24 protein-coding genes are annotated in these 24,908 nt (G+C 74.3%); 13 read left to right on the top strand and 11 right to left on the bottom strand.

The features are described 5' to 3' along the window. Positions 1-129 precede the first annotated feature (129 nt). On the bottom strand, positions 130-522 hold the full coding sequence (locus tag ACZ4W5_RS23500; RefSeq protein WP_465656673.1) for a ribonuclease: 393 nt from the start codon (positions 520-522) through the stop codon (positions 130-132). Between the two features lie 290 nt (positions 523-812). Between ACZ4W5_RS23500 and ACZ4W5_RS23495 the strand changes: the two genes are divergently transcribed. Then, the gene (locus ACZ4W5_RS23495; RefSeq protein ID WP_465656677.1) at positions 813-2,441 is read left to right on the top strand and encodes a carboxyl transferase domain-containing protein; all 1,629 of its coding nucleotides are present in this window, start codon (positions 813-815) and stop codon (positions 2,439-2,441) included. A gap of 551 nt (positions 2,442-2,992) precedes the next feature. Further along, entirely contained in the window at positions 2,993-3,367 is a 375-nt protein-coding gene (locus ACZ4W5_RS23490) for an aggregation-promoting factor C-terminal-like domain-containing protein (RefSeq protein ID WP_350505686.1), read from the top strand. Between the two features lie 227 nt (positions 3,368-3,594). On the opposite strand, the gene ACZ4W5_RS23485 is transcribed toward ACZ4W5_RS23490, so the two are convergent. Further along, a complete protein-coding gene (locus ACZ4W5_RS23485; protein ID WP_465656672.1) occupies positions 3,595-4,053 on the bottom strand; it encodes an HD domain-containing protein in 459 nt (152 codons plus the stop codon). Between the two features lie 206 nt (positions 4,054-4,259). Between ACZ4W5_RS23485 and ACZ4W5_RS23480 the strand changes: the two genes are divergently transcribed. After that, a complete protein-coding gene (locus ACZ4W5_RS23480) occupies positions 4,260-5,186 on the top strand; it encodes an AEC family transporter (RefSeq protein WP_465656670.1) in 927 nt (308 codons plus the stop codon). Here ACZ4W5_RS23480 and ACZ4W5_RS23475 read toward each other — a convergent pair. Beyond that, complete coding sequence (locus ACZ4W5_RS23475; RefSeq protein WP_465656676.1) at positions 5,161-5,619, bottom strand: MarR family winged helix-turn-helix transcriptional regulator; 459 nt, start codon at positions 5,617-5,619, stop codon at positions 5,161-5,163. The two genes, ACZ4W5_RS23480 and ACZ4W5_RS23475, sit on opposite strands and share 26 nt — an antisense overlap. Before the next feature lie 156 nt (positions 5,620-5,775). Between ACZ4W5_RS23475 and ACZ4W5_RS23470 the strand changes: the two genes are divergently transcribed. The 3 genes from ACZ4W5_RS23470 to ACZ4W5_RS23460 all read left to right on the top strand — a co-directional run bounded on the left by ACZ4W5_RS23470 (position 5,776) and on the right by ACZ4W5_RS23460 (position 7,501). Then, positions 5,776-6,654, top strand: a complete 879-nt coding sequence (locus ACZ4W5_RS23470) for an alpha/beta fold hydrolase (protein ID WP_465656668.1) — start codon at positions 5,776-5,778, stop codon at positions 6,652-6,654. Between the two features lie 105 nt (positions 6,655-6,759). Then, the gene (locus tag ACZ4W5_RS23465) at positions 6,760-7,260 is read left to right on the top strand and encodes an SMI1/KNR4 family protein (RefSeq protein ID WP_465656667.1); all 501 of its coding nucleotides are present in this window, start codon (positions 6,760-6,762) and stop codon (positions 7,258-7,260) included. Between the two features lie 76 nt (positions 7,261-7,336). Further along, complete coding sequence (locus ACZ4W5_RS23460; protein ID WP_465656665.1) at positions 7,337-7,501, top strand: hypothetical protein; 165 nt, start codon at positions 7,337-7,339, stop codon at positions 7,499-7,501. A gap of 146 nt (positions 7,502-7,647) precedes the next feature. On the opposite strand, the gene ACZ4W5_RS23455 is transcribed toward ACZ4W5_RS23460, so the two are convergent. Beyond that, positions 7,648-7,911, bottom strand: coding sequence for a dsRBD fold-containing protein (locus ACZ4W5_RS23455; protein WP_360246192.1), 264 nt, complete (start codon positions 7,909-7,911; stop codon positions 7,648-7,650). A gap of 283 nt (positions 7,912-8,194) precedes the next feature. Between ACZ4W5_RS23455 and ACZ4W5_RS23450 the strand changes: the two genes are divergently transcribed. The 4 genes from ACZ4W5_RS23450 to polX all read left to right on the top strand — a co-directional run bounded on the left by ACZ4W5_RS23450 (position 8,195) and on the right by polX (position 12,955). Then, positions 8,195-9,163 carry a DMT family transporter gene (locus ACZ4W5_RS23450; RefSeq protein ID WP_465656664.1) on the top strand — a complete coding sequence of 323 codons (969 nt, stop codon included), beginning with the start codon at positions 8,195-8,197 and terminating at the stop codon, positions 9,161-9,163. Positions 9,164-9,171: 8 nt separating this feature from the next. Then, positions 9,172-9,987, top strand: a complete 816-nt coding sequence (locus ACZ4W5_RS23445) for a DUF6629 family protein (RefSeq protein WP_465656663.1) — start codon at positions 9,172-9,174, stop codon at positions 9,985-9,987. 345 nt (positions 9,988-10,332) lie between these two features. Next, positions 10,333-11,046, top strand: a complete 714-nt coding sequence (locus ACZ4W5_RS23440; protein ID WP_465656662.1) for a histidine kinase — start codon at positions 10,333-10,335, stop codon at positions 11,044-11,046. A 130-nt stretch (positions 11,047-11,176) separates the two neighbouring features. After that, positions 11,177-12,955: a DNA polymerase/3'-5' exonuclease PolX gene (polX, locus tag ACZ4W5_RS23435; RefSeq protein ID WP_465656660.1), complete on the top strand. Its 1,779-nt coding sequence runs from the start codon at positions 11,177-11,179 to the stop codon at positions 12,953-12,955. A gap of 7 nt (positions 12,956-12,962) precedes the next feature. On the opposite strand, the gene ACZ4W5_RS23430 is transcribed toward polX, so the two are convergent. Further along, positions 12,963-13,832 (bottom strand): carbohydrate kinase family protein, encoded by an 870-nt coding sequence (locus ACZ4W5_RS23430; RefSeq protein WP_465656658.1) that lies wholly within the window; start codon positions 13,830-13,832, stop codon positions 12,963-12,965. Between the two features lie 12 nt (positions 13,833-13,844). Next, positions 13,845-14,834: a pseudouridine-5'-phosphate glycosidase gene (locus ACZ4W5_RS23425; protein WP_465656656.1), complete on the bottom strand. Its 990-nt coding sequence runs from the start codon at positions 14,832-14,834 to the stop codon at positions 13,845-13,847. Between the two features lie 138 nt (positions 14,835-14,972). Between ACZ4W5_RS23425 and ACZ4W5_RS23420 the strand changes: the two genes are divergently transcribed. Then, a complete protein-coding gene (locus ACZ4W5_RS23420; protein WP_360242411.1) occupies positions 14,973-15,875 on the top strand; it encodes a LysR family transcriptional regulator in 903 nt (300 codons plus the stop codon). 184 nt (positions 15,876-16,059) lie between these two features. Next, a complete protein-coding gene (locus ACZ4W5_RS23415) occupies positions 16,060-17,742 on the top strand; it encodes a peptide-N4-asparagine amidase (protein ID WP_465656653.1) in 1,683 nt (560 codons plus the stop codon). Between the two features lie 293 nt (positions 17,743-18,035). Here ACZ4W5_RS23415 and ACZ4W5_RS23410 read toward each other — a convergent pair whose 3' ends face one another. The 3 genes from ACZ4W5_RS23410 to ACZ4W5_RS23400 all read right to left on the bottom strand — a co-directional run bounded on the left by ACZ4W5_RS23410 (position 18,036) and on the right by ACZ4W5_RS23400 (position 20,686). Then, positions 18,036-18,713, bottom strand: a complete 678-nt coding sequence (locus ACZ4W5_RS23410) for a response regulator (RefSeq protein WP_465656651.1) — start codon at positions 18,711-18,713, stop codon at positions 18,036-18,038. A 181-nt stretch (positions 18,714-18,894) separates the two neighbouring features. Next, complete coding sequence (locus ACZ4W5_RS23405) at positions 18,895-19,386, bottom strand: hypothetical protein (protein WP_465656649.1); 492 nt, start codon at positions 19,384-19,386, stop codon at positions 18,895-18,897. Positions 19,387-19,501: 115 nt separating this feature from the next. Next, complete coding sequence (locus tag ACZ4W5_RS23400; protein ID WP_465656647.1) at positions 19,502-20,686, bottom strand: sensor histidine kinase; 1,185 nt, start codon at positions 20,684-20,686, stop codon at positions 19,502-19,504. A gap of 422 nt (positions 20,687-21,108) precedes the next feature. Here ACZ4W5_RS23400 and ACZ4W5_RS23395 point away from each other — a divergent pair, with 422 nt between their 5' ends. Continuing rightward, entirely contained in the window at positions 21,109-21,894 is a 786-nt protein-coding gene (locus ACZ4W5_RS23395) for a (2Fe-2S)-binding protein (protein ID WP_465656645.1), read from the top strand. 100 nt (positions 21,895-21,994) lie between these two features. On the opposite strand, the gene ACZ4W5_RS23390 is transcribed toward ACZ4W5_RS23395, so the two are convergent. Next, a complete protein-coding gene (locus tag ACZ4W5_RS23390) occupies positions 21,995-23,059 on the bottom strand; it encodes a hypothetical protein (protein ID WP_465656643.1) in 1,065 nt (354 codons plus the stop codon). A 183-nt stretch (positions 23,060-23,242) separates the two neighbouring features. Then, complete coding sequence (locus ACZ4W5_RS23385; protein ID WP_465656641.1) at positions 23,243-24,835, bottom strand: alpha-amylase family glycosyl hydrolase; 1,593 nt, start codon at positions 24,833-24,835, stop codon at positions 23,243-23,245. Between the last annotated feature and the right edge of the window lie 73 nt (positions 24,836-24,908).

The raw sequence follows: 24,908 nt of genomic DNA, 5'->3' as shown, positions 1-24,908 counted from the left end.
CCACCCCCAACCCTCCCCCCCCCCCTCCCCCCCCCCCCGTCCCCCCCCCCCCCCCCCCCCCCCCCTTCCCCCTCCCCCCCCCCCCCCGCCCCCCCCCCCCCCCCCCCCCACGGTCGTACCGGGACTCGATCAACAGGTCTGGTCGATCAGGGAGAACGTGGCGTAGTGGTCGCCGGTGTAGTAGTCCTCCTGGGCGGCCTCGCCGGTGATGATCCGGCGGGTGCCGCGGGTCCGGGCGCCCGGGGTGATGACGGTGTACTCGTGGTAGTACCCGTACGACTGGCTCGGCAGGACGCCCTCTCTGTTCTGGAAGACCACGCCGTCCTGCGAGTACGGGAACGGCCCGTCGTCGGCGATCAGGTTCAGGGTGTCGGTGGCCTGCGGCGGGAGCGCGGACAGGCACACCGTGCCGCTCACGTCGGCGTGCGCCTCGGTGGCGACGGCGACGGGGGCGAGGGTCATCAGGGCGACGGCGGTGATGGCGGCAGCGCGGGTCTTCCACGCGCGTAGAGTGCGGGTCATGTCCATCAGTGTGGCGGTCCCCCGACAACTCCGGAAGGCTTGAGTCAACTTTTTACCGGAGGGTAACTCCCTTGTCCCACAAGCGACTTCACCCGTACGCCGGCCTCCTGAGCCGGTGCGCCGAAGCCGTCCACGAACCGTCCGCACCACCCTTGGGTCGACCGCCGTCGAACTTCCATCCGCGCCGCTGTCGGGCTCCTCACACCTTCACAGCACTCCCACAGCTCCCCGCCCGCGCCGCATAGAGTGACGGACCGTGCCGGACCGGAACGATCACTGACGGGGTGGACATGGACACGGGCGCGAGCACGGACGCGAGCACCGACGGCGGCGGGCGCACGGACGGCGGCGGACGGACGGGCCGCGGCGGGCGGACGGACGGCGGCGGGCGGACCGCCAGGGCCACCGCACTGACCGCCCACCAGCTGATCGGCCTGCTGGTCGACCCGGGCGGCTTCCACAGCTGGGACGAACCGCCGCCCCTCCCCACCGCCGACCCCGACTACCGCGCCGCGCTCGACCGGGCCCGCGACCGCACCGGCCTGGACGAGGCCGTCCTCACCGGCCGCGGCCTGATCGACGGCCGGCCGGTCGCCCTGATCGCCTCCGAGTTCGGCTTCCTCGGCGGCTCGATCGGCGTCGCCACCGCCGAACGGATCACCCGGGCCGTCGAGCGCGCCACCGCCGAACGCCTCCCGCTGATCGCCCTGCCGGTCTCCGGCGGCACCAGGATGCAGGAGGGCTCGGCGGCCTTCCTCTGCATGCTCCGCATCACCGCCGCCGTCCAGGCGCACCGCGCGGCCGGCCTCCCCTACCTCAGCTACCTGCGCAACCCGACCATGGGCGGGGTCTTCGCCTCCTGGGGCACCCTCGGCCAGCTGGTCCTCGCCGAGCCGGGCGCCCGGCTCGGCTTCCTCGGCCCCCGGGTGTACGAGGAACTGCGCGGCGTACAGCTGCCGCCGGACGTCCAGCGGGCCGAGACCCTGGCCGGGCAGGGGCTGGTGGACGCCGTGGTCCCGCCGCAGGAACTGCGCGAACTGCTCCGCCGCACCCTCGCCGTCCTCGGGGCCGTCCCTCCCCCTCACAAGGCCACCCCTCTTCCTTATAAGGGCACCCCTCTTCCCCCGGCGGAGTCCCCCGCCACCGCCGCACCCCCCGACGCCTGGGACTCCGTCCGCCGTACCCGCCGCCCCGACCGCCCCGGCACCCGCGAGCTGCTGCGCCGCACCGCCGAGGAACTGGTCCTGCTCGACGCCCCCGGCGGCCACGACGGCGCCCTGGTCCGCGCCCTCGCCGTGCTCGGCGGCCACCCCGTCCTGGTCGTCGGCCAGCAACGGCAGGGCGCCGACCACGAGCGCCCCTTCACCGCCGCCGACCTTCGGGCCGTCCGGCGCAGCGCCAGGCTGGCCGAGCAACTGGGCCTGCCGCTGGTCACCGTGGTGGACACGGCCGGCGCCGAGCTGTCGGCCCGGGCCGAGCGGGAGGGGATCGCGGTCGAGATCGCGCACTGCCTGACCACCCTGCTGGCGCTGCACACCCCCGTCCTCGCCGTCCTGCTCGGCCAGGGGTCCGGCGGCGGGGCGCTGGCACTGCTCCCGGCCGACCGGGTGCTGGCCGCCGGGCACGCCTGGCTGGCACCGCTGCCACCGGAGGGCGCCTCGGCGATCGTGCACCGGGACGGCGCGCATGCCGCTGAGCTGGCCCGGGCGCAGGGCATCAGCGCCGGGCAGCTGGCGGCGGTCGGCCTGGTGGACGAGGTGGTCCCCGAGCTGCCGGACGCCGCCGAGGAGCCGGCGGCCTTCTGCGAGCGGCTGGGCGCGGCGGTCGCGCGGGCACTCGGCGAGCTGTCGGCCGTCGGCGAGGCGGACCGGCTCGCCGCCCGGGCGCTCCGGCACCGCCGTCTCGGCGACCTTCGGTGATCCCCGGCGGGTTTTGACGACCTTCGGTGACCTCCGGTGGCGCCCGGCGAAGGGGCGACTGCGGACCGTGACCGAATCCTGTGGCGCCGGGCACAGATCGTCAGTACCCAAAGTGCTGTGACCGAACCGTCCGGTGACGGCGGCGCCCCTCAAACGGTGAGTGCGCTCACAGGCGAATCGCGGCTACGACGGCGGGTAGTGGTGGCCGCGAGCCCCCCGCCGCCCCTCCGGACCACCGGCCGGCCGACCGGCGTCCGCCCAGCTCGGACCCGGTCCGAGCACCCCGCCCGGGCCGCCCTTCGAATCCACGGCCACCGTCGCGGCTACGACGGTGCGTCGTAACGAGGGGGTCTTGGCGACGGCCGATCCCGTCTGGCAACAATGGCTCTCGTCGTCAGCCGCACCGGCTCCTGTCCCGCCGGTCGACGGCTTACCGCCGAGTCGCGCCCCACAACCGCAACGGCCCCTGTCCGGCCCGTGGTCCTGGGTGGGGCGCGACTCGGCCCAACCTGATTGAGGTCCTGTTCTACATGCCCGCTTTCAAGCTCCGTATGCGCACTTCCGCCGCGATTCTCGCCGGCGCCGCCGGTCTCACCGCCCTGGGCGCGGGCGTCCTGCCCGCCACCGCGAACGCCGCCACCGCCTCCCCGCAGGCCATCGCCGCCCAGATCGTCCCGGCGAACCAGCTGGCCTCGTTCAGCCAGATCATCTCCCACGAGTCCGGCTGGAACGTGACCGCGACCAACCCGAGCTCGGGCTCGTACGGCCTGGGCCAGGCGCTGCCGGCCTCCAAGATGGCCTCCGCCGGCGCGGACTGGAAGACCAACCCGGCCACCCAGATCAAGTGGGCGCTGGACTACATGAACACCCGCTACGGCAGCCCGAACGCCGCCTGGGCCTTCTGGCAGAACCACCACTGGTACTAAGCCGCCCGACCACCGGCGTACCGAGCTTCCACCCGTCTCCTGACCACTCCCCCTCACCCCGGGGGTCGGACAGGGACCACCGGGGTGACCCGAGAGGGCCCGGGCCCGCGCGATCCGCGCGAGCCCGGGCCCTCCGGTGCGTTCGCGCCCTGCCGCGCGTTCCCGCCCTGCCGTACGTTCCCGCGCGTTCGCGCGCCCCTGCGGTCGTGCCCGCGCCGCTCGCATGCTCAGAGCTCCCCGGTCAGCCCCAGCAGCTCCCGCATCCGCGCGTACTTGGCGGCCAGCCGCTCGGCGGTCGCCCCGTCCAGCGCGGCCAGCCGCGCCGGGTCCGAGTTGTGCGCCAGGTCCGCCCGCTTGACCAGCAGCGCGCCCGGCGTGGCCAGGATCCGCGCGGTGTACGCCTCCACCGGCTCCCCGGGCCGCCGGGTGAGCGCGTCCACGATCGCCTTGGTCTCCGCCGGCAGCGCGGCCCCCGCCAGCCACTCCCGGCTCAGCCGGTCGTCCTCGACGGCGTCGTGCAGCCAGCCCGCCGCGATCTGCGCCTCGCTGCCGCCCCGCGCCGCCGTCCCGCCCGCGACCGCCGCGATGTGCTCGGCGTACGGGTGCCCGTTCTTGTCCACCTGCCCCTGGTGGGCCCGGCGGGCGACGGCCTCCACCTCGGACAGGCTCAGATACTGGTCCTCCACCCGCTCATCGTAGGCCCGCCCCCGCGCCGCCCTCCCGGCGCCGCCACCGGCCGGCGGCCCGCCCCCGGACCCGGGCCCCTTGATCAACACCCGGACGGCCACTGATTTACTGCCACGGGGGTACTCGGCGGCACCGGCGTTCCGGGGCCCTCCGGCGGGCGATCCCCGCCGCACCCGGCAGACCCGTCCGAGCGATCCGAGGAACCATGCCAGACCTCCACCCGCTGCTGTCCGCCTTCGCCCCGATCTGGGCCCTCACCGCGGTCGGCTACGTCGTCGCCCGCGCCGGGCTGCTCGGACCGCAGGCGGAGCTGGTGCTGACCCGCTTCGTCTTCCACGTCGCCATGCCGGCCGCGCTCTTCCTGATGATCTCCCGCACCCCGCTGGGGCACTTCGCCAACCCGTCGATGTTCGCCTTCGTGGCCGGCACCACCGTCTCCACCGGCCTCGGACTGCTCGCCGGGTGGCAGCTGTTCCGCCGCAAGCGCGGCGAACTGGCGATCGGCGCGATGGCCTCCGGGTACGTCAACTCCGCCAACCTGGGCATCCCGGTGACCATGCAGGTCGTCGGCGACGCCTCCTTCGTCGGCCCGGTGGTCCTCTTCCAGATCCTGGTGGTCACCCCGGCCGTCCTGGCCGTCCTGGACAGCGGCGCGGCCGGCCGCCGGGCCCTGGTCACCCTGCCGCTGCGCAACCCGATCCTGATCGCCACCGCACTCGGCGCCGTGGCCTCGGCCACCGGATTCCGGCTGCCCGCCGAACTCCACCACTCCGCCGACCTGCTCGGCGGCGCCGGCGTGCCGACCGCCCTGGTCGCGCTCGGCATGTCGCTGCACAATCGCCCGGCGGCCGAGGGCCGTTCGCGCCGCGCCGAGGTCGGCCTGACCGTCGCGATCAAGACCCTGGTCCAGCCGCTCGTCGCCCTGGTCGTGGCCGGCCCGGTGCTCCACCTGCCCACCCACCAGCTGCTCACCGTGGTGCTGTTCTCCGCCCTGCCGACCGCGCAGAACATCTACACCTACGCCCGCGAGTACGGCCAGGGCACCGACCTCGCCCGGGACACCGTGCTCTGGTCGACCCTGGTGTCGATGGGCACCCTCTCGCTGATCACCTGGACCCTGGGCCCCGCCTAGGGTCCTGCCGGGCGGCGGCCACCACGGAGGTCATCGCCTCCAGGAAGCGGCGGGCCGTCGCCAGCTCCGCCGGGTCGAACCGGCCCATCGCCGCGACCAGGTCGCCGATCAGCCCGCCGAAGAAGCCCTCGCCGAGCTCCATCGCCCGCTCCTCCACCACCAGCCGCACCCTGCGCCGGTCCTGCGGGTCGCGCTCGCGCCGGATCAGCCCGAGCCGCTCCAGCCGGTCCACCAGGCCGGTGGTCCCGGCCGAGTTCAGCCGGAGCGCCTCACCGAGCCGCCCCGGGGTGACCACCTGCCCGGCCCGGGCCGCGTCCAGCAGGTGGACCAACGCCCGCAGATCGGTCGGGTGCAGTCCACTGCGAGCCGCGAACTCGGCCCCGAACAGGTCGAGTTCGACCGTCAGACCGCGCAGCAGGTGGACCAGCCGCATCGGCTCCTCACGCTCGGACACCCTCTCGTCCTTCCTCGGGCACTCCCGTGCCATTATTCTCTCGTTCAGCGAGATACTTGTCCAACGAGCAATCCAGTGGGCGGGCGATCCCCGCCTGCCCGCACGCTCTCACACCACACCCCGCGGAGGCCCCTCATGTCCGCCCGCACCGCCCCCTTCCTCGCCTACGACAACTTCCTCGCCGCCTACGACAAGCTCCTCGCCCGCTGGCCCGTACCGGTCGAGCCCCTCACCGTCCGGACCGCCCACGGCACCACCCACGTCAACGCCTGCGGCCCCGCCGACGGCCGCCCCCTCGTCCTCCTCCACGGCGGCGGCGCCACCTCCGCCATGTGGTTCGCCAACGCCGGTGCCTGGGCCGCGGCCGGCCACCGCGTCCTCGCCGTCGACCTGATCGGCGACCCCGGGCGCAGCGTCCACGACGGCACCCCGCTGCGCGACGTCCCCGGCCTGCTCGGCTGGCTGGACGCCGTACTCGACGGGCTCGGCGTCCGCGAGGCCGACCTCTGCGGCCACTCCTACGGCGCCTGGACCGCCCTCCAGTACACGCTCCACGCCCCCACCCGGGTCGGGCGCCTCGCCCTCCTCGACCCCACCCAGTGCTTCACGGGCTTCCGCCCCGGCTACCTGCTACGTGCCCTCCCCCTCTTCCTCCCGCACCGCACCCCGGACCGCGCCCGCTCCTACCTCGACTGGGAATCCGGCCCCGGCCCCGCCGTCGACCCCGACTGGCGCGAGCTGTACGCCCTCGGCTACGCCGACTTCCCCGCCTCCCGCATCGTCACCGGCCCGCGCCCCACCCCCGCCCGACTCCGCACCCTCACCACCCCGGTACTCGCCCTCTACGCCGCCCGCACCCGCACCCACAACCCCCACCGCACCGCCGAGGCCACCCTCCGCGCCCTCCCCCACGCCACCGTCGCCACCATCCCCGACACCTCCCACCACACCCTCCCCACCGCAGGCGCCGCCCAGGTCAACCCCCAGGTCCTCACCTTCCTCACCCACCCCTGAGCCCCCACCCCACACGAAAATTCGGCCATGCCGACTTCCTGCGCGCACCCAGCCGCCCTCCCCCGTGGGGGGAAACAGTCGGACACCGCTCCTACGATGCTGGCCATGGCACGCTTCGAAGATCTCCAGCGCTCCCTGTGGGACACCGGTAGCGAGTACACGGTGCAGCCGGCGCTGACCGGCCAGGCGATCGTGGAGGCCCAGCAACTGCTCGACGTCACGCTTCCCGGCTCCCTGCTCGACCTCCTGCGCCATCGGAACGGCGGCGAGATCGCCGACGACTGGAACGCCTTCCCCACCAGCCGGCCGACATCTTGGAGCACCGACCACGTCCCCTTCGACAGCATGCTGGGCATCGGCCGTCGCGAGGGAACGATCTCCCTGCTCGACAGTCCGTACCTCGTCAAGGAATGGGGCCTTCCAACCGGGTCGGTGCTGTTCTCGGGAGACGGGCACTGTTGGATCGGGCTCGACTACCGGCCATGCGGCCGGCACCACGAACCCTCCGTCACCTGGTTCGATGCGGACTTCGACAGCGAACTCGCCCTCGCCCCGGACTTCCACTCCTTCATCGAAGGCCTCACCGCTGCCCGAAACTTCGAGTGAGAGCCCCAGGGCCGCTGCCGGCACGCTGCTCCGGGGCGTCACCTCCCGCGGCCGGGTCGGGGTCCCTTTCCTCGCCATGAGCGGTGACACCGAGGCCGAGGAGGCGTTCATCGACGCCATCGGGCCCGAGTACCTGATGGACATCCGCACGGAAGGCCCGGCCGAGCGCTACCGCGCCTGGGCGGACGAGGTCCGCTCGGCCGCCGAGCGCCTGTGCCGCACCGAGGCGCCGATCCGGTAGCCCACGGAGCAACCCCGACACCCTGCGGCCGGAAACCGACGCATGCTGGACACGGGTGTCGGCCACCCAAGTCCCTTGCTCTGGAACAAACTTGAAGACCAGGCGCCGCAGTGCGTGCGCCCGCGCCGGATACGGCACAGCCGAGTTCAGTAGATCAGGTAGCCCGGACGGTGCCCCTCGTCGTCGATCTCCCCGTTGGCCTGGGCCCGCAGCTTGCGGGACAGTTCCTCCAGGGCCCGGGAGGCCGCGACCTCCTCGCCGATCCTGGCGAGCGGACGGTCCTCCGCACTCTTCTCGGCCTCACCGTGCGCGCTCAGGCCCGGCGCCCGCGCGCCCGTCAACCTGGCGTCGCACACCGTGTGCACGCCGTCTTCGTCGAAGCTGAGCTCCACGTCCCACTGGTTGTGCATGCCACACCTCCTGGCGCAGGCCCCCGTCGCGCCGGTCCCGGCCGACCCGGGCGGTGGGCCCGTGGCGGCCGCTCACACCAGCGTGCGCCCGCCCCGCCCGTGGCGGCAAGCGCGGGGCCCGTGCGGTCAGCGCGGGGCCCGGGCCTGCCCCGATCCGGCCGCACGGCGTCCGCTCGGCCCGGCCGCCGCCCCGGCGGTACGCTGGCGGAAGCGCGCCGCGATCGCCGTCCCTCCCCGGAACCGCCGGCGCGGCGCGGGGCAGCGACAACCTGGTGGTCCCTCCGTGGCGGTCTTCCTCCTCGCTCTGAGCGCGGCCTGCTGTCTGGGACTCGGCTTCGTCCTCCAGCAGCACGCGGCGCAACGGGCCCCCCGTGCCGACATGCTGCACTGGCGCCTGCTGCTGGACCTGATGCGGATGCCGGAGTGGCTGCTCGGCACCGGTTTCATGGTCAGCGGCCTGCTGCTGTCCGCGCTCGCGCTCAACCAGGGCGAGGTGTCCCTGGTCGAGCCGCTGCTGGCGACCAACCTGATCTTCGCGATGGCGCTCTCCCGGGTGCTGACCCGTCAGACCCTCGGCCGCTCCGGCTGGGTCGGGGTGCTGCTGCTCGGCCTGGGGGTGACGGCGTTCATCGTGGCCGGGCGGCCGACCGGCGGCGGCCCGGCCGCCGGGGAGCTGCGCCACTGGCTGGTGGTCGGCACGGTGGCCGGGCTGACCCTGCTGCTGGTCGCGCTCGCCCGACGGCTGCCGCTGTTCGAGGAGGCCACCCTGCTGGCCCTCGCCGCCGGACTGCTCTACGGCCTCCAGGACGCGCTCACCCGCACCACCACCCAGCGCCTCGACCACGACGGGCTGGCGGTGGTGCTGCGCACCTGGCAGCCGTACGCGGTGGTGGCGGCCGGCGTGGTCGGGCTGCTGCTGGTGCAGAGCGCCTTCGAGGCCGCCCCGCTGCGGATGTCCCTCCCTGCCCTGACCGCCGCCCAGCCGCTGTCCGGGATCGCCTGTGCGGTCGGCTTCCTCGGCGACCGGCTGCGGGTCACCCCGGGTGCCCTGGCCTGGCAGGCGGCCGGGCTGGTGGCGATCGTGATCGGGGTGATCGTGATCGGGCGGCACCCCGCGATGCCCGGCAGCGTCCGCGAAACCCTGGAGTCCATCGGCGCACCACCGGAGGACCGGTCCGGCAGCACCGACAGCGGCGACGGCCCCGACCGTGACACCGACCGTGACACCGACCCGGACCGCAGAACCGAGTAGGCCCACCGATGTGCTGGAGCGCCCAGGCGGACGCCGTGGCCGGCACGGTGGTCGCGGGCGTCGGCGTGGCCTGCCTCCTACGCGCCCGACGGTCCGGCCGACCGCAACGCCTACCGCTCGCCGCACTCCCGCTGGTCCTCGGCGTGCACCAACTCGTCGAATCCCTGGTCTGGCTCGGCACGGACGGTGAGCTACCCGCCGGCCCCGCCGGGGCAGCCCGCACCGCCTGGGCGGTGATCGCCCTGCCGCTGCTGCCCGTCCTGGTACCGGCCGGGGTGTGGTGCGCGGCCCACGAACCCGGCCACCCGGCCGGCCCCTCCCGTCGCCGACTGCTCGCCCTCCTCACCCTGCTCGGCACAGCAGTGGCGGTGCCCCTCGCAGCCACCGTCGCCACCCACCCGGTAACGGCCACCCGCCACGGCCACACCCTCGACTACGGAACCGCCGTCCCCCACCCCGCCCTGCTACTCACCGGCTACCTCCTCACCACCGTCGGCTCCCTCCTCCTCAGCGCCGACCACCTCCTCCGCCGCCTCGGCCTCCTCACCGCAACAGGCGCCCTCGCCTGCGCCCTGCTCTGGCACCTCGCCTTCATCTCCACCTGGTGCGCCCTCGCCGCCCTCGCCAGCCTGCTACTCCTCCACTGGTCAGCACACCCACCCGCACCACCCCACCCCCAAACCACCCCACCCACCCCCCAACCCCCCACCCCCGACCCGCACCAACCCACCCACCCCCAACCCCCACCCCCTCACCCGCCCAAGGCGAGAGGGACGCGCTGCGGGAGGGGGCGGTGGAGGGGGTGGGTGCGGAGAGGGGCGTGACGGGTGATTTTCAGACCGCCAACGGCGCCCAGCACCCCACCATGAGGGTCGGCGGTCTGAAAATCATCCAGCCCCCGGAGCGCCCACCCCCGGAACCGCCCCCGGCGTCACCCACCCTCCCGAGAGCCCACCCCCCAACCAAAGCCCCGCGCAGCGGCACCCCCCCGCCACTCGGCGCCCCCACCACCCCCCATACGGCGGGGACCGCCCCCCACTTCGCGCCCCGAAGCCGGATTGTCACCCGCGCGGACTAGGCGCAGGCTGGCAGGAGGGCCAGCAACGCGGCCCGCCCCGGTCGGCCGCGGAACCGATGACGGCCGCCGGTCAGGCACGAGGGGCAGAGCAATGGCACGCGGGAAGCTCTGGGGCTACGTCGCGTCGGGGGCCCGGGCGCTCGGCGCGCTCAGCGGCGCGGGCGGCGTCGGACGCAAGGACAGCGGGGGCAGCAGGGGCACTGCGGAGGGGCTCGGCCCGTACCCGCCGTTCTCGATGGCCGCCCCCCGGCCACTGTCCCGCACGGAACTGGACCGGCTGAGCTGGACCGGCCGCCAGGCCGGGTGCGATCCCCAGGCGCGGCACGTACAGGTCTCCGAGGTGGTGCGCCGAGTGGTGCGCGGCGGCGGCCGGGCAGCGGCCGTCACGGTGCGGCTGGCGCCGGGCCTGCCGGTGGTGGCCGGGGACGCCCGCAGGATGGAGGCCGCGATCGCCGGGCTGCTGGACCACGCGATCCGGCGCAGCCCACTGGGCGGCCGAGTGCTGGTCCGCGCGGACGTCAGGCGCTCCGGCCCGTCAGCACCCCGCGCCGCGGCCGGGCGCGGCGTGACCGGGCACCGCACGGCCGGACACGGCCGGGAGCGAGTGGAGATACGAATCTCCGACCGCGGTTCGTACGAGCCGCCCGAGGCCCACGAGTGGCTGCTGGCGGGCGTGCGGAGCACCGGACCGGTGGGACCGGCGCTGCACAGCCTGGTGCTCGCGGCCGGCGGCCGACTCGCGGTGGAGCCGACCCCCGGTGGCGGCATGACCGTCGTCCTGCTGCTCGCGGTCGCCTACGACTAGCCACCCCCTCCACCCACCGCCCCCGGCCACCCACCGCCCAGCGAAGAACCCACCGCCCAGCGAAGAACCCACCGCCCAGCGAAGAACCCACCGCCCAGCGAACACCGCGCCCCGAACCTAGACTTGCCCCATGCCCCGGCTCAACGACCAGGTCAGGGAGCTGCTCCAGGAGTACGCCGACCTGATCAACATCACCGGCGGGGACGCCTTCCGGGCCCGCGCCTACGAGAAGGCCGCCCGGGCCGTCGGCGGCCACCCCGAGGACCTGGCCGGTCTGGACGTCAAGGGACTCCAGCAGATCCCCGGCGTCGGCAAGTCCACCGCCGAGAAGATCGCCGAGTACCTCGCCGGCGGGAGGATCGCCGCGCTGGAGGCCCTGCGCGCCGAGATCCCGTCCGGCGTACGGGAGATGATGGCCGTCCCCAGCGTCGGCCCCAAGCGCGCCCTCTCCCTGTACCGGGACCTCGGGATCGGCTCGGTGGACGAACTCGCCGACGCGATCCGCGCCGACAGGCTGTCCGGTGTGGCGGGCTTCGGCGAGCGCAGCGGCGAGAAGATCCTGCACGGCATCGAGCTGATGCGGCAGTCCGGCGGCCGGACCCTGCTCGACGCCGCCACCGAGCTGGCCGAGCAGCTGGTCGAGGCGCTGTCCGCCGTGCCCGGCTGCACCCGCTGCGCCTACGCGGGCTCGCTGCGCCGGATGCGCGAGACGGTGGGCGACATCGACGTGCTGGCGACCGCCGCCGACTCGGCCCCGCTGATGGCCGCGCTCACCGAACTCCCGTACGTGGCCGAGGTGATCGGCAGCGGGCCGACCAAGACCTCGGTCCGCACCACCGGGGGGATCCAGGTGGACCTGCGGGTCGTGCCCGAGGAGGACTGGGGCGCCGCCCTGGTCTACTTCACCGGGTCGAAGGCGCACAACATCAAGTTGCGCACCAGGGCGGTGCGGGCCGGCCTCAAGCTCTCCGAGTACGGACTGTTCGAGGTGGCCGGCGACACCGGAAAAACCTCGAAGAAGCAGCAGCAGAAGCAACAGCAGGAGGGCACCAAGGTCGTGTCCACGACCGAGGAGGAGGTGTACGCGGCGCTCGGACTGCCCTGGATCCCGCCGCCGCTGCGCGAGGACCGGGGCGAGATCGAGGCCGCGCTGAACGGTGAACTCCCTGAGCTGATCCAGGAGTCGGACCTGCGCGGCGACCTGCACACCCACACCGACCTGACCGACGGCCTGGCCACCCTCACCGAGATGATCGACACGGCGGCGGCCCGCGGCTACTCGTACTACGCCGTCACCGACCACGCGCCGGACCTGGTGATGCAGCGGATGACCGACGAGAAGATGCTGGCCCAGCGCGAGGAGCTGCGCCGACTCGCCGACCGTCACAGGAAGTTGCGCCTGCTGCACGGCACCGAGCTGAACATCGGCCCGGACGGCGGGGTGGACTGGCCGCCCGAGTTCCTGGCCGGCTTCGACGTCTGCGTGGCCTCCGTCCACTCGCACTTCACCCTGGACCGCGCTGCCCAGACCCGCCGGCTGATCCGGGCCTGCGAGAACCCGCACGTCCACGTCATCGGCCACCTCACCACCCGACGGATCGGCCGGCGCGGGCCGATCGACGTCGACCTGGACGCGGTGTTCGCGGCCGCCGCCCGCACCGGCACCGCGATCGAGATCAACAGCTCCCCGCAGCGGCTCGACCTGCGGGACGAGGACGTGCTGCGGGCCAAGCGGCACGGTGTGCGCTTCGCGATCGACAGCGACGCCCACGCCACCGGCCACCTCGGCTACCCGCGCTTCGGCATCGGCACGGCGCAGCGCGGGTGGCTCACCGTCGACGACGTGGTCAACGCCTGGACGTGGCAACGCTTGAAGCAGTTCCTCCGCAAGGACGCACTACGGAAGTAGTGCCGCCCTAACACCCCCCGAGCGAAGCCCCCGGTGAGGCCAGCACCCGGGCCGCGCTGCGGTGCCCGAGCCCCGCCGCCAGGTGCAGGTCCCCGGTGTCCAGGAACCCGGCCAGGAAGCCCGCCGCGAAGGCGTCCCCGGCCCCGGTGAGGTCCCGCACCTCGGCCACCGGCGGCACCGGCACGGTGAACAGCCCGTCCCTCGGAACGTCCACGGTGGTCGGCCCGGCGCCCGCCTTGGTGACCACCGTCGAGGCCGCCAGCCGGGCCCGCTGCGGCCCGGGCAGGCCGTCCACCAGCAGCCCGAGGTAGGCGGACTCGGAGCGGTTGGCGAACACGAAGGTGGGCGCCAACTCGGCCAGCAGGGCGAGGAAGCGCTCCCTCCCGTACTGCTCCAGCATCCCGGTGGAGGAGGCGTCCACCGAGGTGGTGCCGCCCGCCTGCCGGACCCGGTCGAGTGCGTCGACCGCCGTCCGGCCGACCGGCTCGCCGTCGAAGGAGTAGGCGGGCACGTGCAGGTGGGTCAGTCCGCACAGCCAGTCGTCCGGGACGCGTTCCAGCAGCTTGGCGGCGCCGCGGTCGGGCAGCATGGTCCGTTCGCCGTCCCGGTCGATCAGCACCACGATGCTGCCGGTCCTACCGTGCCGCTGCACCCGGACGTCCACACCGTGGCCGCCGAGTTCGGCCACCACGGCGTCCCCGACGGCGTCCGCGCCGACGCAGCCGAGGAACCGGGCCGGGTACTGGCCGGCGGCGAAGCAGGCGACGTTGGCCGCGCTGCCGCCGCGCCGCCGGAAGACCTGGGCACCGGAGTCGGTGCCGTGGCGCAGCGGCCCGTCGACCCAGACCACGATGTCCTCGACAAGGTCGCCGAGCACCCCCAGCACGGGTCAGGCCCCGGCGGTCGCGGCGGCGGACCCATCGGTCCGGTCACTCCCGCCGGCCCGGTCCCGCTGGGCCGCCAGGGCGGTGGCGATCTCGCCGCCGAGGCGGACGTTGCCGCGGTAGACCTCGACGTTGACCTCCAGGCTGCGCCCGCCGGTGTCGCGCTGGATGTGGTCGAGCAGGAACGGGGTGGAGGCGTTGCCGGTGATGCCCCGGCGCTCGGCCTCGGCCCAGGCGCGGGCCAGGATGCCGTCCAGCTCCTCCGGCGGCAGCTGCTTGGCCGGGTCGACCGGGTTGGCGATCAGCACGGCCTGCGGCAGGTCGAGCCGGTCGCGCGCGTCGATCACCGCGGCCGCCTCCGCCGCGGACTGCACGGCGAAGTTGGTCTCGTGGCCGGAGTCGGTGACGTAGAAGCCGGGGTACTTGGTGGTGCGGTAGCCGATGACCGGGATGTTGAGGGTCTCGAAGCGCTCCAGGGTGGCCCGGATGTCGAGGATGGACTTCACCCCGGCGCTGATCACGGTGACCGGGGTGGCGGCCAGGGTGGTCAGGTCGGCGGACTCGTCGAAGCTCTCGGCGGCGCCGAAGTGGACGCCGCCGAGGCCGCCGGTGGAGAAGACCCGTACGCCCGCGCGGTGGGCGAGGAAGGCGGTGGCGGCGACGGTGGTGCCGCCGTGCCGGCCGAGCGCGGCGACCACCGGCAGGTCGCGCAGGCTGACCTTGTCCAGGCCGTCGGTGGCGGCGAGTTCGGTGATCTGTTCGGTGCTCAGGCCGACGGTGGGGACGCCCGCGTGCACGCCGATGGTGGCCGGGACGACGCCCGCCGCGCGCAGCTGCTGCTCGGCCTCCAGCGCGACCGCCAGGTTGCGGGGGCGCGGCAGGCCGTGGGTGAAGATCGTCGACTCCAGGGCGACCACGGGACGCCCGTCGGCGACGGCCCGGGCGACCTCCTCGGAGATCTGGATGGCGGGAGTGCTGGCGGGCTGTCCGGTCATGGCGGGAGCTTCCTGTGAGATGCCACTGCGGTGGGGCAACGTGACGCTCAGCGTATGGACGGTTCGGATCGGAAACCAGAATGAGTCCTGGGGTTTCCGATAGTCGATCAGCTATTGGTTCGCACTAGGATGACCCGCATGGGCTTCACCTTGCGACAGCTTGAGGTCTTCCTGACGGTCGCCGAGACGCTGCACTTCGGCCGGGCCGCCGAGCGGCTGCACATCTCGCAGCCGACGGTCAGCCAGGAGGTCGCCCGGCTGGAGCGGACGGTCGGTGTCGAGCTGTTCGACCGCAGCCGCCGCTCGGTCGCGCTGACCGAGGCGGGCGAGGTGATGGCGGCCGAGAGCGCGAGGCTGCTGGAGCAGGCCGGGGCGATGCTGGCGCGGGTCCGGCTGCACGAGGAGTCCCGGCTGGGGACGGCCCGGATCGTCGCCTCCCCGAGCGTGGTGAACCGGCTGCTGCCCGCCGTGGTCAGCCGGGCAGAACAGGAGCTGCCCGCGCTCGACACCGCCGAACTCGCCGTCGACACCGGCCAGGTCTCCGCCACCCTGGCCGGGGAGCTCGCCGACATCGGCCTCGGCCGCTTCCTGGAGGACGTCCCCGGCTACCGGCTGGAGCGGATCGCCGACGAGCCGGTCCGGGTCGCCCTCGGCCGGGACCACCCGCTGGCCGGCCGGACGGCCCTGCGGCTGGCCGAACTCCGCGACCTGCCCCTGCTGTTGTGGCCGCGCGAGCAGCACCCCCGGTACTACGACCACGTGCTCGGCCTGTGCGCGGAGCACGGCGTCGACCCGCCGGTGCTGGTCAGCCCGCCGCGGATCGTCGGCTCCCGGCTCTACCTACTCGCCCGCAACCGCGCCTTCTCGCTGGTGCCCGGCTCGATGACCGGCCACCTCACCGAGGACGTGGCCACCGTACGGCTGGACGGCCGGGCCACCCTGCCGCTGGAGATGCAGTGGCGCACGGACGACCGCCGACCCCCGCTGGCGACGCTGCGCAACCTGATCCGCCAGGAGGCCGCGGCCCTGGAGGAGTGGTAGGCCGACCCGACCACTCACCACCCCCCGCCCACCGCCCCCGCCCGACCCGACCGACGCCCCCGCGAAGGGCCCCAGCGGGCCCGAAAGCAACTCTTGACGGTCACATGCCACCGCCGGAAGGATGCCCGGGACACCCACCCGGCCCGTCGCGCGCCGACGGGCCGCCCGACCCCGGGGACCCACCTTGGCCCTGCTCCCCCGGCGCTCCCCGCGCCCCCTGCTGCGCCGCCTCGCCGGACTGCTCGGCGCCACCGCCCTCACCCTCGCCGGCACCCTGACCGCCGCCGCCCCGGCCCACGCCGACTTCGGCAGCGACTACCACGACCCGGTCACCGCCACCAAGCCGCTCACCCGCCCCGACACCCGCTCCTGCACCGTCGAGGTGATGCACGACCGGGAGTTCCGCAACGGCTACGGCAACCCGCCCGACACCCCGTACACCGCCACCCTCACCCCGCCCGCCGACTGCGCCGGCCCCTGGTCCGCCGTGGTCCTGGACCTCCACGGGCAGGTCGCCGGGCGGCAGTTCGACCGGATCTTCAGCGTCCGCGTCGGCGGCGTCGAGGTCCTGCTGTCCTCCACCCCGGAGCCGTCCCACGACGGTATCCAGTGGAACGTCGAACGCGACCTCACCCGCTACGCCCCGCTGTTCGCGGCCGGACCGCAGCCGTTCTCGCTCGACCTCGCCAACGTCACCGACGCCACCTACACCGGTGTCTACCAGGTCTCGGCGAGCCTGACCTTCTACACCGCGAACGACCGCTGGCCCGCCGCCCACGGCGCCGACCAGGTCCTCACCACCGGCCCGTTTTCGCTCACCCAGGCCGCCCCGGGCACTGCCGGGGACCTCACCTTCCCGCAGAACCTGCAAGGGCTCACCGCCGAGGTGTACGCGCGGGGCGGCGGCGCCTGCGAGGAGTTCGCCTACGCCTCCGCGCCGGACGCCTTCGTCGCCGCGAACCCGTCGATCGGCGCCTGCGGCAAGGGCCCGTTCCGCGAACTGAGGCTGACCGTGGACGGCCGGGTGGCCGGCGCCGTCTGGCCGTACCCGGTGATCTACACCGGCGGCTGGGACCCGCTGCTGTGGCGGCCGGTCCCCGGCGTCTTCGCCTTCGACCTGCCCGCCTACCGGCTCGACCTCACCCCGTACGTCGGCCTGCTGCTCGACGGGCGGCCGCACCGCGTCGGCATCGCGGCGAACGCCGCCGAGGCGCAGAGCAACGACGTCTGGACCGGCCAGGTCAACCTGTTCGCCGAGGTCGACCACGGCACCACCCGTACCTCCGGGCAGCTCACCGACCACCGGGTCGCCCCCGAGGCCGCCGTCACCACCCAGCTCGCCGACCACGGCGGCGGCAGCGGCGACTGGACCGTCACCGCCGCCCGGCACGACCTGGCCCGCGGCTGGGTGCAGACCTCGCACGGCCGGATCACCACCGAGGTCCGCGACGACCTCACGTTCAGCTCCGCCCAGCAACTGCGCGACAGCGGCAACGACGTGACGCTGCACAACGGCACCGACCTCACCCGCACCACCGCCACCTGGGGCGGCGGGCCACACCGCACCACCACCGTGCACGAGGGCGAACCGCTGGACGTCACCTACAAGGTGACCCACGACGCGGCCGGGAACACCGACCAGAACACCGCGATGGACCTCGGCTACCACCGCGAGGCCACCACCGCGACCGGCGGCCACGTCACCGGGCGCAGCACCGTGGACCACACCCTGCGACCCACCGCGACCCGCCACGACGGCGACCGCACCGTCCGGACCGGCAGCAGCACCGAGGACTACCGCAGCACCGGACCGGACGGGCCGTACCACCGGACGCTGAGCTTCGTGGACGGGTGGCCTAAGCCCTGAGGCGCTCCCTGCCCCGACTTGCGAAATCCGCCCGATTTCGGGCCGTTCACCCCTGGTGCACGGCTCGTAGGAGGCGCATGATGGGAGGTGGACCTGCGAGGTAGCTGAAGGAAGTTCGACCGCAGGAGGCAGTGGCGACAGGTCGAGACGGATCAGGGTCTGCCGCTGGTACTACCTCGGTCGACGATCGAACTACCGGCCGGAGGACGTGACGTCCGGAGGCCACCCCCACCTCGCAGGTTCCCCGCGTCCACGGAGCTTCCCCTCGCTCCGTGGACGCGTCCTGCCGTCCGCTACCGCGGCACCGGGTACCCCGCCTCCCAGGCGTGCACCGCGATCCCGACCCGGTTCGACACGCCCAGCTTGCGCTGGATGCTGGCCACGTGGGTCTTCACCGTGCCCGCGGAGATGAACAGTTGGGCCGCGATGTCGGCGTTGGTGCGGCCCGCCGCGACGTGGCCGGCGATCTCCACCTCCCGCTCGGTCAACGGCACCGCCACCCCCACCCCGGCCGGGCGCGCGGGCCGCCGCGGCGCCGTCACGTGCTGGAGCAGCCGCACCGTGACCGACGGGCTGATCAGGCTCTCCCCGTCCGCCGCCGCCCGCACCGCCTCGGCCAGCAGGGCCGGGCCGGAGCGCTTCAACAGGAAACCGGAGGCGCCGTGCCGCAGCGCCGGGTAGACGTACTCGTCCAGGTCGAAGGTGGTCAGCACCACCACCCGCACCGAGCCGGACAGTCGCCTGGTCACCTCCAGCCCGTCCAGCCGCGGCATCCGGATGTCCACCAGCGCGACGTCCGGCCGCAGTTCGGCCGCCAGCTCCAGCGCGGCGACCCCGTCGACGGCCTCGCCCACCACCTCGATGTCCGGCTGGGCGTCGAGGATCCGCCGCACACTCCGCCGGACGGCCTCCTGGTCGTCCGCGACCAACACCCGGATCACCCGCGGGTACTCACCGTTCGCACTCGTCACACCGGGCAGTCTCCCGCACCGACCGGCGGGCGGGAAAACTCACGCCGCCGGTCCGGCGCGGTTCACCTCCGCCCGGTGAAGCCGACCGCCATGAGCGCTTCCGGCGGACGTCCGCCCCCCCGTCAGCCGGCGCGGGCTCCCGGCCGGGGCGACCGGTCTGAGCCTCGGCGGAGCCGTCGCCCTAGATCTGCGTCCACCCGCCGCGCGCGAGGAGCGCGATGGGGCCCGCCACGAGCAGGGCGGCGAAGACCGTCCCCACCGAGCCGCGGTCGCGCCGGCCGGCGAGCAGCAGCATGACGCCGGACGGGAAGGCGAAGACGAACACCGGCAGCGGGAGCAGCACATACGGCACCGAGCAGACGGCCTCGATGCCGAACTGGAACCAGCCGACGGCGAGGCAGGCACGCCGGAAGCTCGGCTCGCGCGGTACGGCCAGGGGCAGCACGGTCATCGCGAGGAATCCGACGTACAGGCCCCAGAACCACGCACTGTCGGGCCTCGACGACAGGCCCGCGACGGCATACGGCACCCAGGCGACACCGGCCAGGGCGACGAGGATCCGCCCGCTCGGTCTGACCCGGCCGCGGACGGGGCCGGTACGCGGCTCCCCCGACCGGTCGGCGAACGCGGCCCCGACCGCGAAACCGGGCTGCGCCGGCAGTAACTTGCTCATCCCTACCCCCTGAGAACGACCCTGAGAACGGTCTCGAGAACGGTCCCGAGAGCGATTTGAACGTGTTCAACATAGCGCTCCGACCGTCCCCCGGAAAGCCCGGGGGCGCCCCTCGCTACCGCCCCGGCAGGGTGCAGCACACCTGCCAGCCCGACGGGCCGAACGGGCCGGAGGTCAGGGTGCCGCCGTGGGCGGCGGCGCGGGCCGCCAGGCCGACCAGCCCGGTACCGCCCGCGCCGGGGCGGCGGCGCAGCCGGGGCCGTCGGGCGGCCGGCTCGCCGGTGTCGCCTACGGTCACCCGTACCGCCCGGCCGTCCGGCTCGGCGGCCACCCGGACCGTCACCGCGGTGGCCTGGGGGGCGTGTCGGCGGACGTTGGTCAGGGCCTCCAGGACCACGGCGTACGCGGTGGCCTCGGCCTCGGCGGCGAGCAGTCCGACGGCCTCCGGGGCGAGCTCCACGGTGGCGCGCGGGCCACCCGTCGTACCGAAGCGCTCCACCAGCTCCGGCAGGTCGGCCAGCCCGACCCGGCGGGTGGTTCCGGCCGTCGCCCGTCCTTCGCGCAGCGCACCGACCATCTCGTCCATCGAGTCGAGCGCCCGCACCCCCGCCTCCTCCAGGCGGCGCAACAGGGCGGCCGTCTCCGCCGGCTCCTGGCCCGGGAGTTGGCCGGCCTGAGCCTCCAGCACGATGCCGGTGATCTCGTGGGCGACGAAGTCGTGCAGCCCCCGGGCGACGTCCAGCCGCTGCTCGCGCCGCGCCCGCTCGAGGGCGCGCTCCCGGCGGACCTCCAGCACCCGCAGGTAGAGGCCCGCCCCGGCCACCCCGAGCACCGGCAGCAGCGAGAACAGCACGCCGCTCACCGGCCCGGCCGCACCGGCCTGCGGCATCCGGAGCACGGAGCGCAACGGGAGCACCACGGCCGCGAGAGCGACCAGCCCGCCGACCGGCCCGGCCCAGCGCTCGGGCAGCCGGCGGACGGCCCGGTACAACACACCCAGCAGCGCGAGCCATTCGAGGGGCAGCCAGAACACGGGCAGCCGGTACGGCCCCGGGTAGCCCAGGTCCACCAGCAGCGAGACCCCGGCCGCGCCGGCCGCCGCGGCAGCGAGCGTGACCCTGCCGAGCGGCCAGGGCAACAGCGCCACCACGGCGGCGAGCGCGGCCGTCAGGGCGAGCAGCAGGGCCGCCCCACGGTCCCCCGGGTGAGCGAGCAGGACGGGCGCGAGCAGCAGCAGGGCGGCCGCGACGGCGGGCCGGTGGCGGCGCCGGGCGGGGCGGGACTGACGGTCGGTGCGCACACCGCCGAGCCTACGGGCAGCTCTCCCGGGGGAGGCCCGCTCCTCCTCGCGCAGGAGGCGACTCCCCTCCGCAGCGGGAGGTCCGGGCGGCCCGGCCGGGCCAGACTGGATGCCGTCGGACCAACCCCGCACCGGAGGGCCGAGCACCGTGGATCTCCGACCGCCAGGGCGCGGTAGCGTTCATCCGCACGACGGGCGCAGTGGCCGCCGTGCCCGGCTGACCACCGCCCGACCGGGGCCTCCGGCGCCGACCTCCGACCTCCGGCCTCCGGCCTCCGACCGGGGCGGGGCGGGGCGGGGCGGGGCGTCACCAGCCGCCCGAACCTCGGCCCCCTGGAGGACCAGATGCACCCCGACCGCCCGATCCCGCCCGGGCCGACCGAAGCCGGCGCGGGGTTCAACGACCTTACCGGGGAGGGCCGTTGAACCCCGCGCCCAAACAGCCGCAGGCGGAACAGCCGCCGGCCGGACAGCCGCAGACCGAACGACAGCAGCCCGACTACGCCCGACTCGGCTCCCTCGGGCCGTACTTCGCCCTCGACACCGCCCCCGCCGGCCCCCCGCCACCCGGCTTCCGCCCGCTGCCGGAGCTGTACGGCACCGGCCCGGACGCGCCGCTCGCCGCCCGGATCCAGGTGGTGGCCCAGCGTCTTGGCACGACCGAACTCCGGGTCGCCGCCTCGATCCTGCACCTCGGCCTGGCCGCCCGCTTCTGGTCGGTGGGCATCGGCTCGGCCGTCCTGCTGGGGACGGTCCCGACCCTGGAGCGCGCCTGGGTGCGGATCCCGGACCAGGGACCGATCGACCTCTGGACGCCGTCGGAACCGCTCCGCCCGGAGCCCGGGGAGCTCGTCGACCAGCTCCACCGCTCCGTCCTGATCGGGCAGTTGGAGCCACTGGCCGCAGCAGTGCGCGCCGCCGTGCCGCTCTCGGCACGCCTGCTGCGCGGCAACGCGGCCTCCGCGCTGGCCGGGACGCTCCGGGTACTGAGCGCCCGAGAGTCACTCCCGGCACGGGAGTTGGTCACCCAGCTGCTGGACCGTCCGCCACTGGCGGGCTCCGGCACGCTGCGCACCGGCCCGCGCGGGGCCGCGTTCCGCCGGACGAGCTGCTGCCTCTACTACCGGATCGGCCCGGGCGCCGGGCTCTGCGGGGACTGCTGCTTCACCCGGCCGCCGGCCCGCCGGGAGCCGCCCGGCACCGCCTGAGGCCCGCACCCGGCTTGTCCAGAGCCGGGTACGGGCCGCTTGTTCCCCACCCGGTTCCGATGCCCTCGCGCCGGGTGAAGTCCCTTCGGGCGTACGGTCCTCAGACCGCGACCGCCTCCTCCATCTCCTCCTCGGCCTCCGCCTCGGCCTCGGTCCGCGCCGCCACCGCGCGGCGCCCCCGGCCCTCGTACGCCGTCGCGGCGACCAGGGCCACCCCGCCCAGCAGCAGCCAGACCACCAGGGTCAGCACGTGCCCGCCGAGGCCGGCGCCGCCGTCGAAGTACAGGATGTCGCGCGTGCCCTCCAGGTAGCCGGCCCCGGTCCAGAAGCCGTGCAGGGCCCCGAAGAACCCGTTCTGCAGTTCGGGCCGGTAGATGCCGCCGGAGGAGGTGAAGTTGAGCATCACGAACAGCACCATCAGGGTCAGCGTGGTCCACTTCTTCAGGAAGCTGTGCAGGCCGATGCCGATCAGCACGATGCCCGCGGAGTAGAGCCAGCCGAGCGCCCACACGGCCGCGTAGTCGTGATCGACCACGTGGAAGAGCGGCCCGGCGGTGGCGATCCCGATCAGGCTGACCACCAGCGAGACGACCACGCCCACCAGGGCCCGGATCCGCATCGGCAGCCCGGCGCCGGCCGCGCCGATCACCGCGACGCTGGCGTAGGAGCCGATGCTCAGCGCGACCAGCAGGAAGAACAGGCCCTGGCCGGTCGGGTCGCCCTCGGCGGGGGTGGTGAGGTCGGTGACGTGCAGCGGGACGCCCTGCTTGTCCGTGACGTTGGTGAACACCGCCGTGGCGGCCACCACCGAGGTGTCGGAGTTGCCCTTGGCCACGATCAGCTCGGGGGTCCTGGCGTCCGGGACGAAGGCGCCGACCAGGTCGCGGTCGCGCAGCAGCTGCTCGGCGGCGGGGCGGTCGGCGACGGTCCGGACGTCCAGCGCGGCACCGGCCTTGCCCTGGATGGTCTGCGCCAGCCCCTGGGCCTGGGGGCCGGAGCCGACCACGGCGACCTTGAGGTGGTGGGGCTCGGGCTGGTGGAAGGCGCCCTGGTAGGCGAGGGCCATGCCGAGGCACATCAGCAGTGGGGTGAGCAGGTGGACGGCGAGGTGCTTGAGCGAGTGGCCCGGGGTGGGCGCTGCGGTGGGGGTCTGGGGTGTGCTCATGGCGTTCGTACCGTCCTCCGGCGATCTCTTCGATGACGATGGCAAATACAACCAATACCGGTGGTAAATGCAACCATCTATGGATGTAGCTTACAACTATCACACGCGGATCGAAAGCTGCCCGGAAGCCGGGCCGCCGGAGAGCTCCCCGGCGGCCCGACCCAGGCCCGGCTCAGGCCCGGCTCACCCCAGCTCGAACACCCCGTACGAGAACCCCTCGGCCCGCAGCTCACCGTCCACGACCCGCACCCCCTGCACCTCCAGCGGCCGCACCGCACCCCCGCCCGGGAGGTCCGCCAACCGGACCGTCCCCGGCTCCCGGCACGGGTTCACCGCCACCAGGTACCGCCCGGACCGCACGTACACCAGCGGGTACCCGGCCTGCCGCACCTCCACCCCGCCGGAGGCGCCCAGCCCCGGGTGGGCGCGGCGCAGCGCGATCAGGCGCCGGACGGTGTGCAGCAGCGAAGTCGGATCGGCGCGCTGGGAGAGCACGTCCGGGCGGTGCGGGTCCGGGTCCGGCGGCAGGTAGCACCGCTCGGGCGCGGCCGTCGAGAACCCGGCCGAGGGGCCCGGCGTCCACTGCATCGGGGTCCGCGACCCCGCCCGGTTGAAGCGCGGGCCGAGCGCGCTGCCCTCGACGTCCGGCAGTCCGGGCAGGTAACGCATGCCGATCTCGTCGCCGTAGTACACGGCGGGCAGGGTCGGCCAGGTGAGCAGGAAGGCGAAGGCGGGGGCGAGTTGCTCCCCGGAGCGCGGGGCGGTGGCCAGCCGGGAGAAGTCGTGGTTGGCGGTGGGCAGCACGATGTGCCCGTTGCCCTCGGTGAGTTCGGCGGCGGAGCGCCAGGCGTCCAGGAAGGTCCGCGGGGTGCCGCGCCCCTCGGCCTCGAAGTAGCACGGGCCCTGCTGCCAGAACTCCTCGACCGTCCCACCGCCGTTGTTCCACAGCGAACGCAGCGGGAGGCCGTGGTCGTCCCCGCCGAAGTGCAGGAAGAAGTCGGCGTGGAACCCGGCCGCGACGGCGGCGGCCGGTTCGCCCCACTCGGCGAACAGCGCGGCCTCGGGGTGGGTGCGGTCCAGCCAGTCGCGCAGTTCGGTCCAGAGCTTGGCGGTCTCCACCCGGCCCGGGTCGTCCTTGACCAGCGAGTACGCCATGTCCACCCGGAAGCCGGCCACGCCGAGGCCCAGCCAGTGCGCCATGATGTCGCGCAGGGCCGCCCGGTTGGCGCGCGGGCCCTCGGCGTCCACCGGCTGCCGCCACGGCTCCGACGAACTCGAGCGCGCGTAGCCGAAGTTGAGGGCCGGCTGACAGTCGAAGAAGTTCGGCCGGTACCAGCCCGGCCGGCTCCCGGGCGAGGCGACGAAGCCGTCCACCGGCCGGTCGGACCAGATGTAGCGCTGGTCGGCCGGGTCCTCGGCGGAGGCCAGGAACCAGGGGTGGCGGTCGGAGGTGTGCCCGGCGACCAGGTCCAGCAGGATCCGGATGCCCTTGCCGCGCGCGGCCTCGACCAGCGCGACCAGGTCCTCGGTGCGGCCGTAACGCGGGGCCGGGGTGAGGTAGTCGGTGACGTCGTACCCGCCGTCGCGGAACGGCGAGGCGAAGCAGGGGTTGAGCCAGACGGTGTCCACGCCCAGCCAGGCGAGGTGGTCGAGGTGCTCGGTGATGCCGGCGAAGTCGCCGATGCCGTCGCCGTCGGAGTCCGCGAAGGACTGCGGGTAGATCTGGTAGAGGACGGCGTCGGCCAACCAGTCGGGGCCGGGGCGGGTCGAGGTCATGGGGCGGGTCCTCCTGTCGGGTCCGGGGGCCGCCCGGGCCGGCGGCCGAGGGGCCCGGGGTGATCCGGGTGCC

Source organism: Kitasatospora sp. NPDC029367, assembly GCF_055569135.1.
The sequence above is the reverse complement of the archived record's forward strand: the minus strand, read 5'-3'. Positions and strand labels throughout refer to the sequence as shown.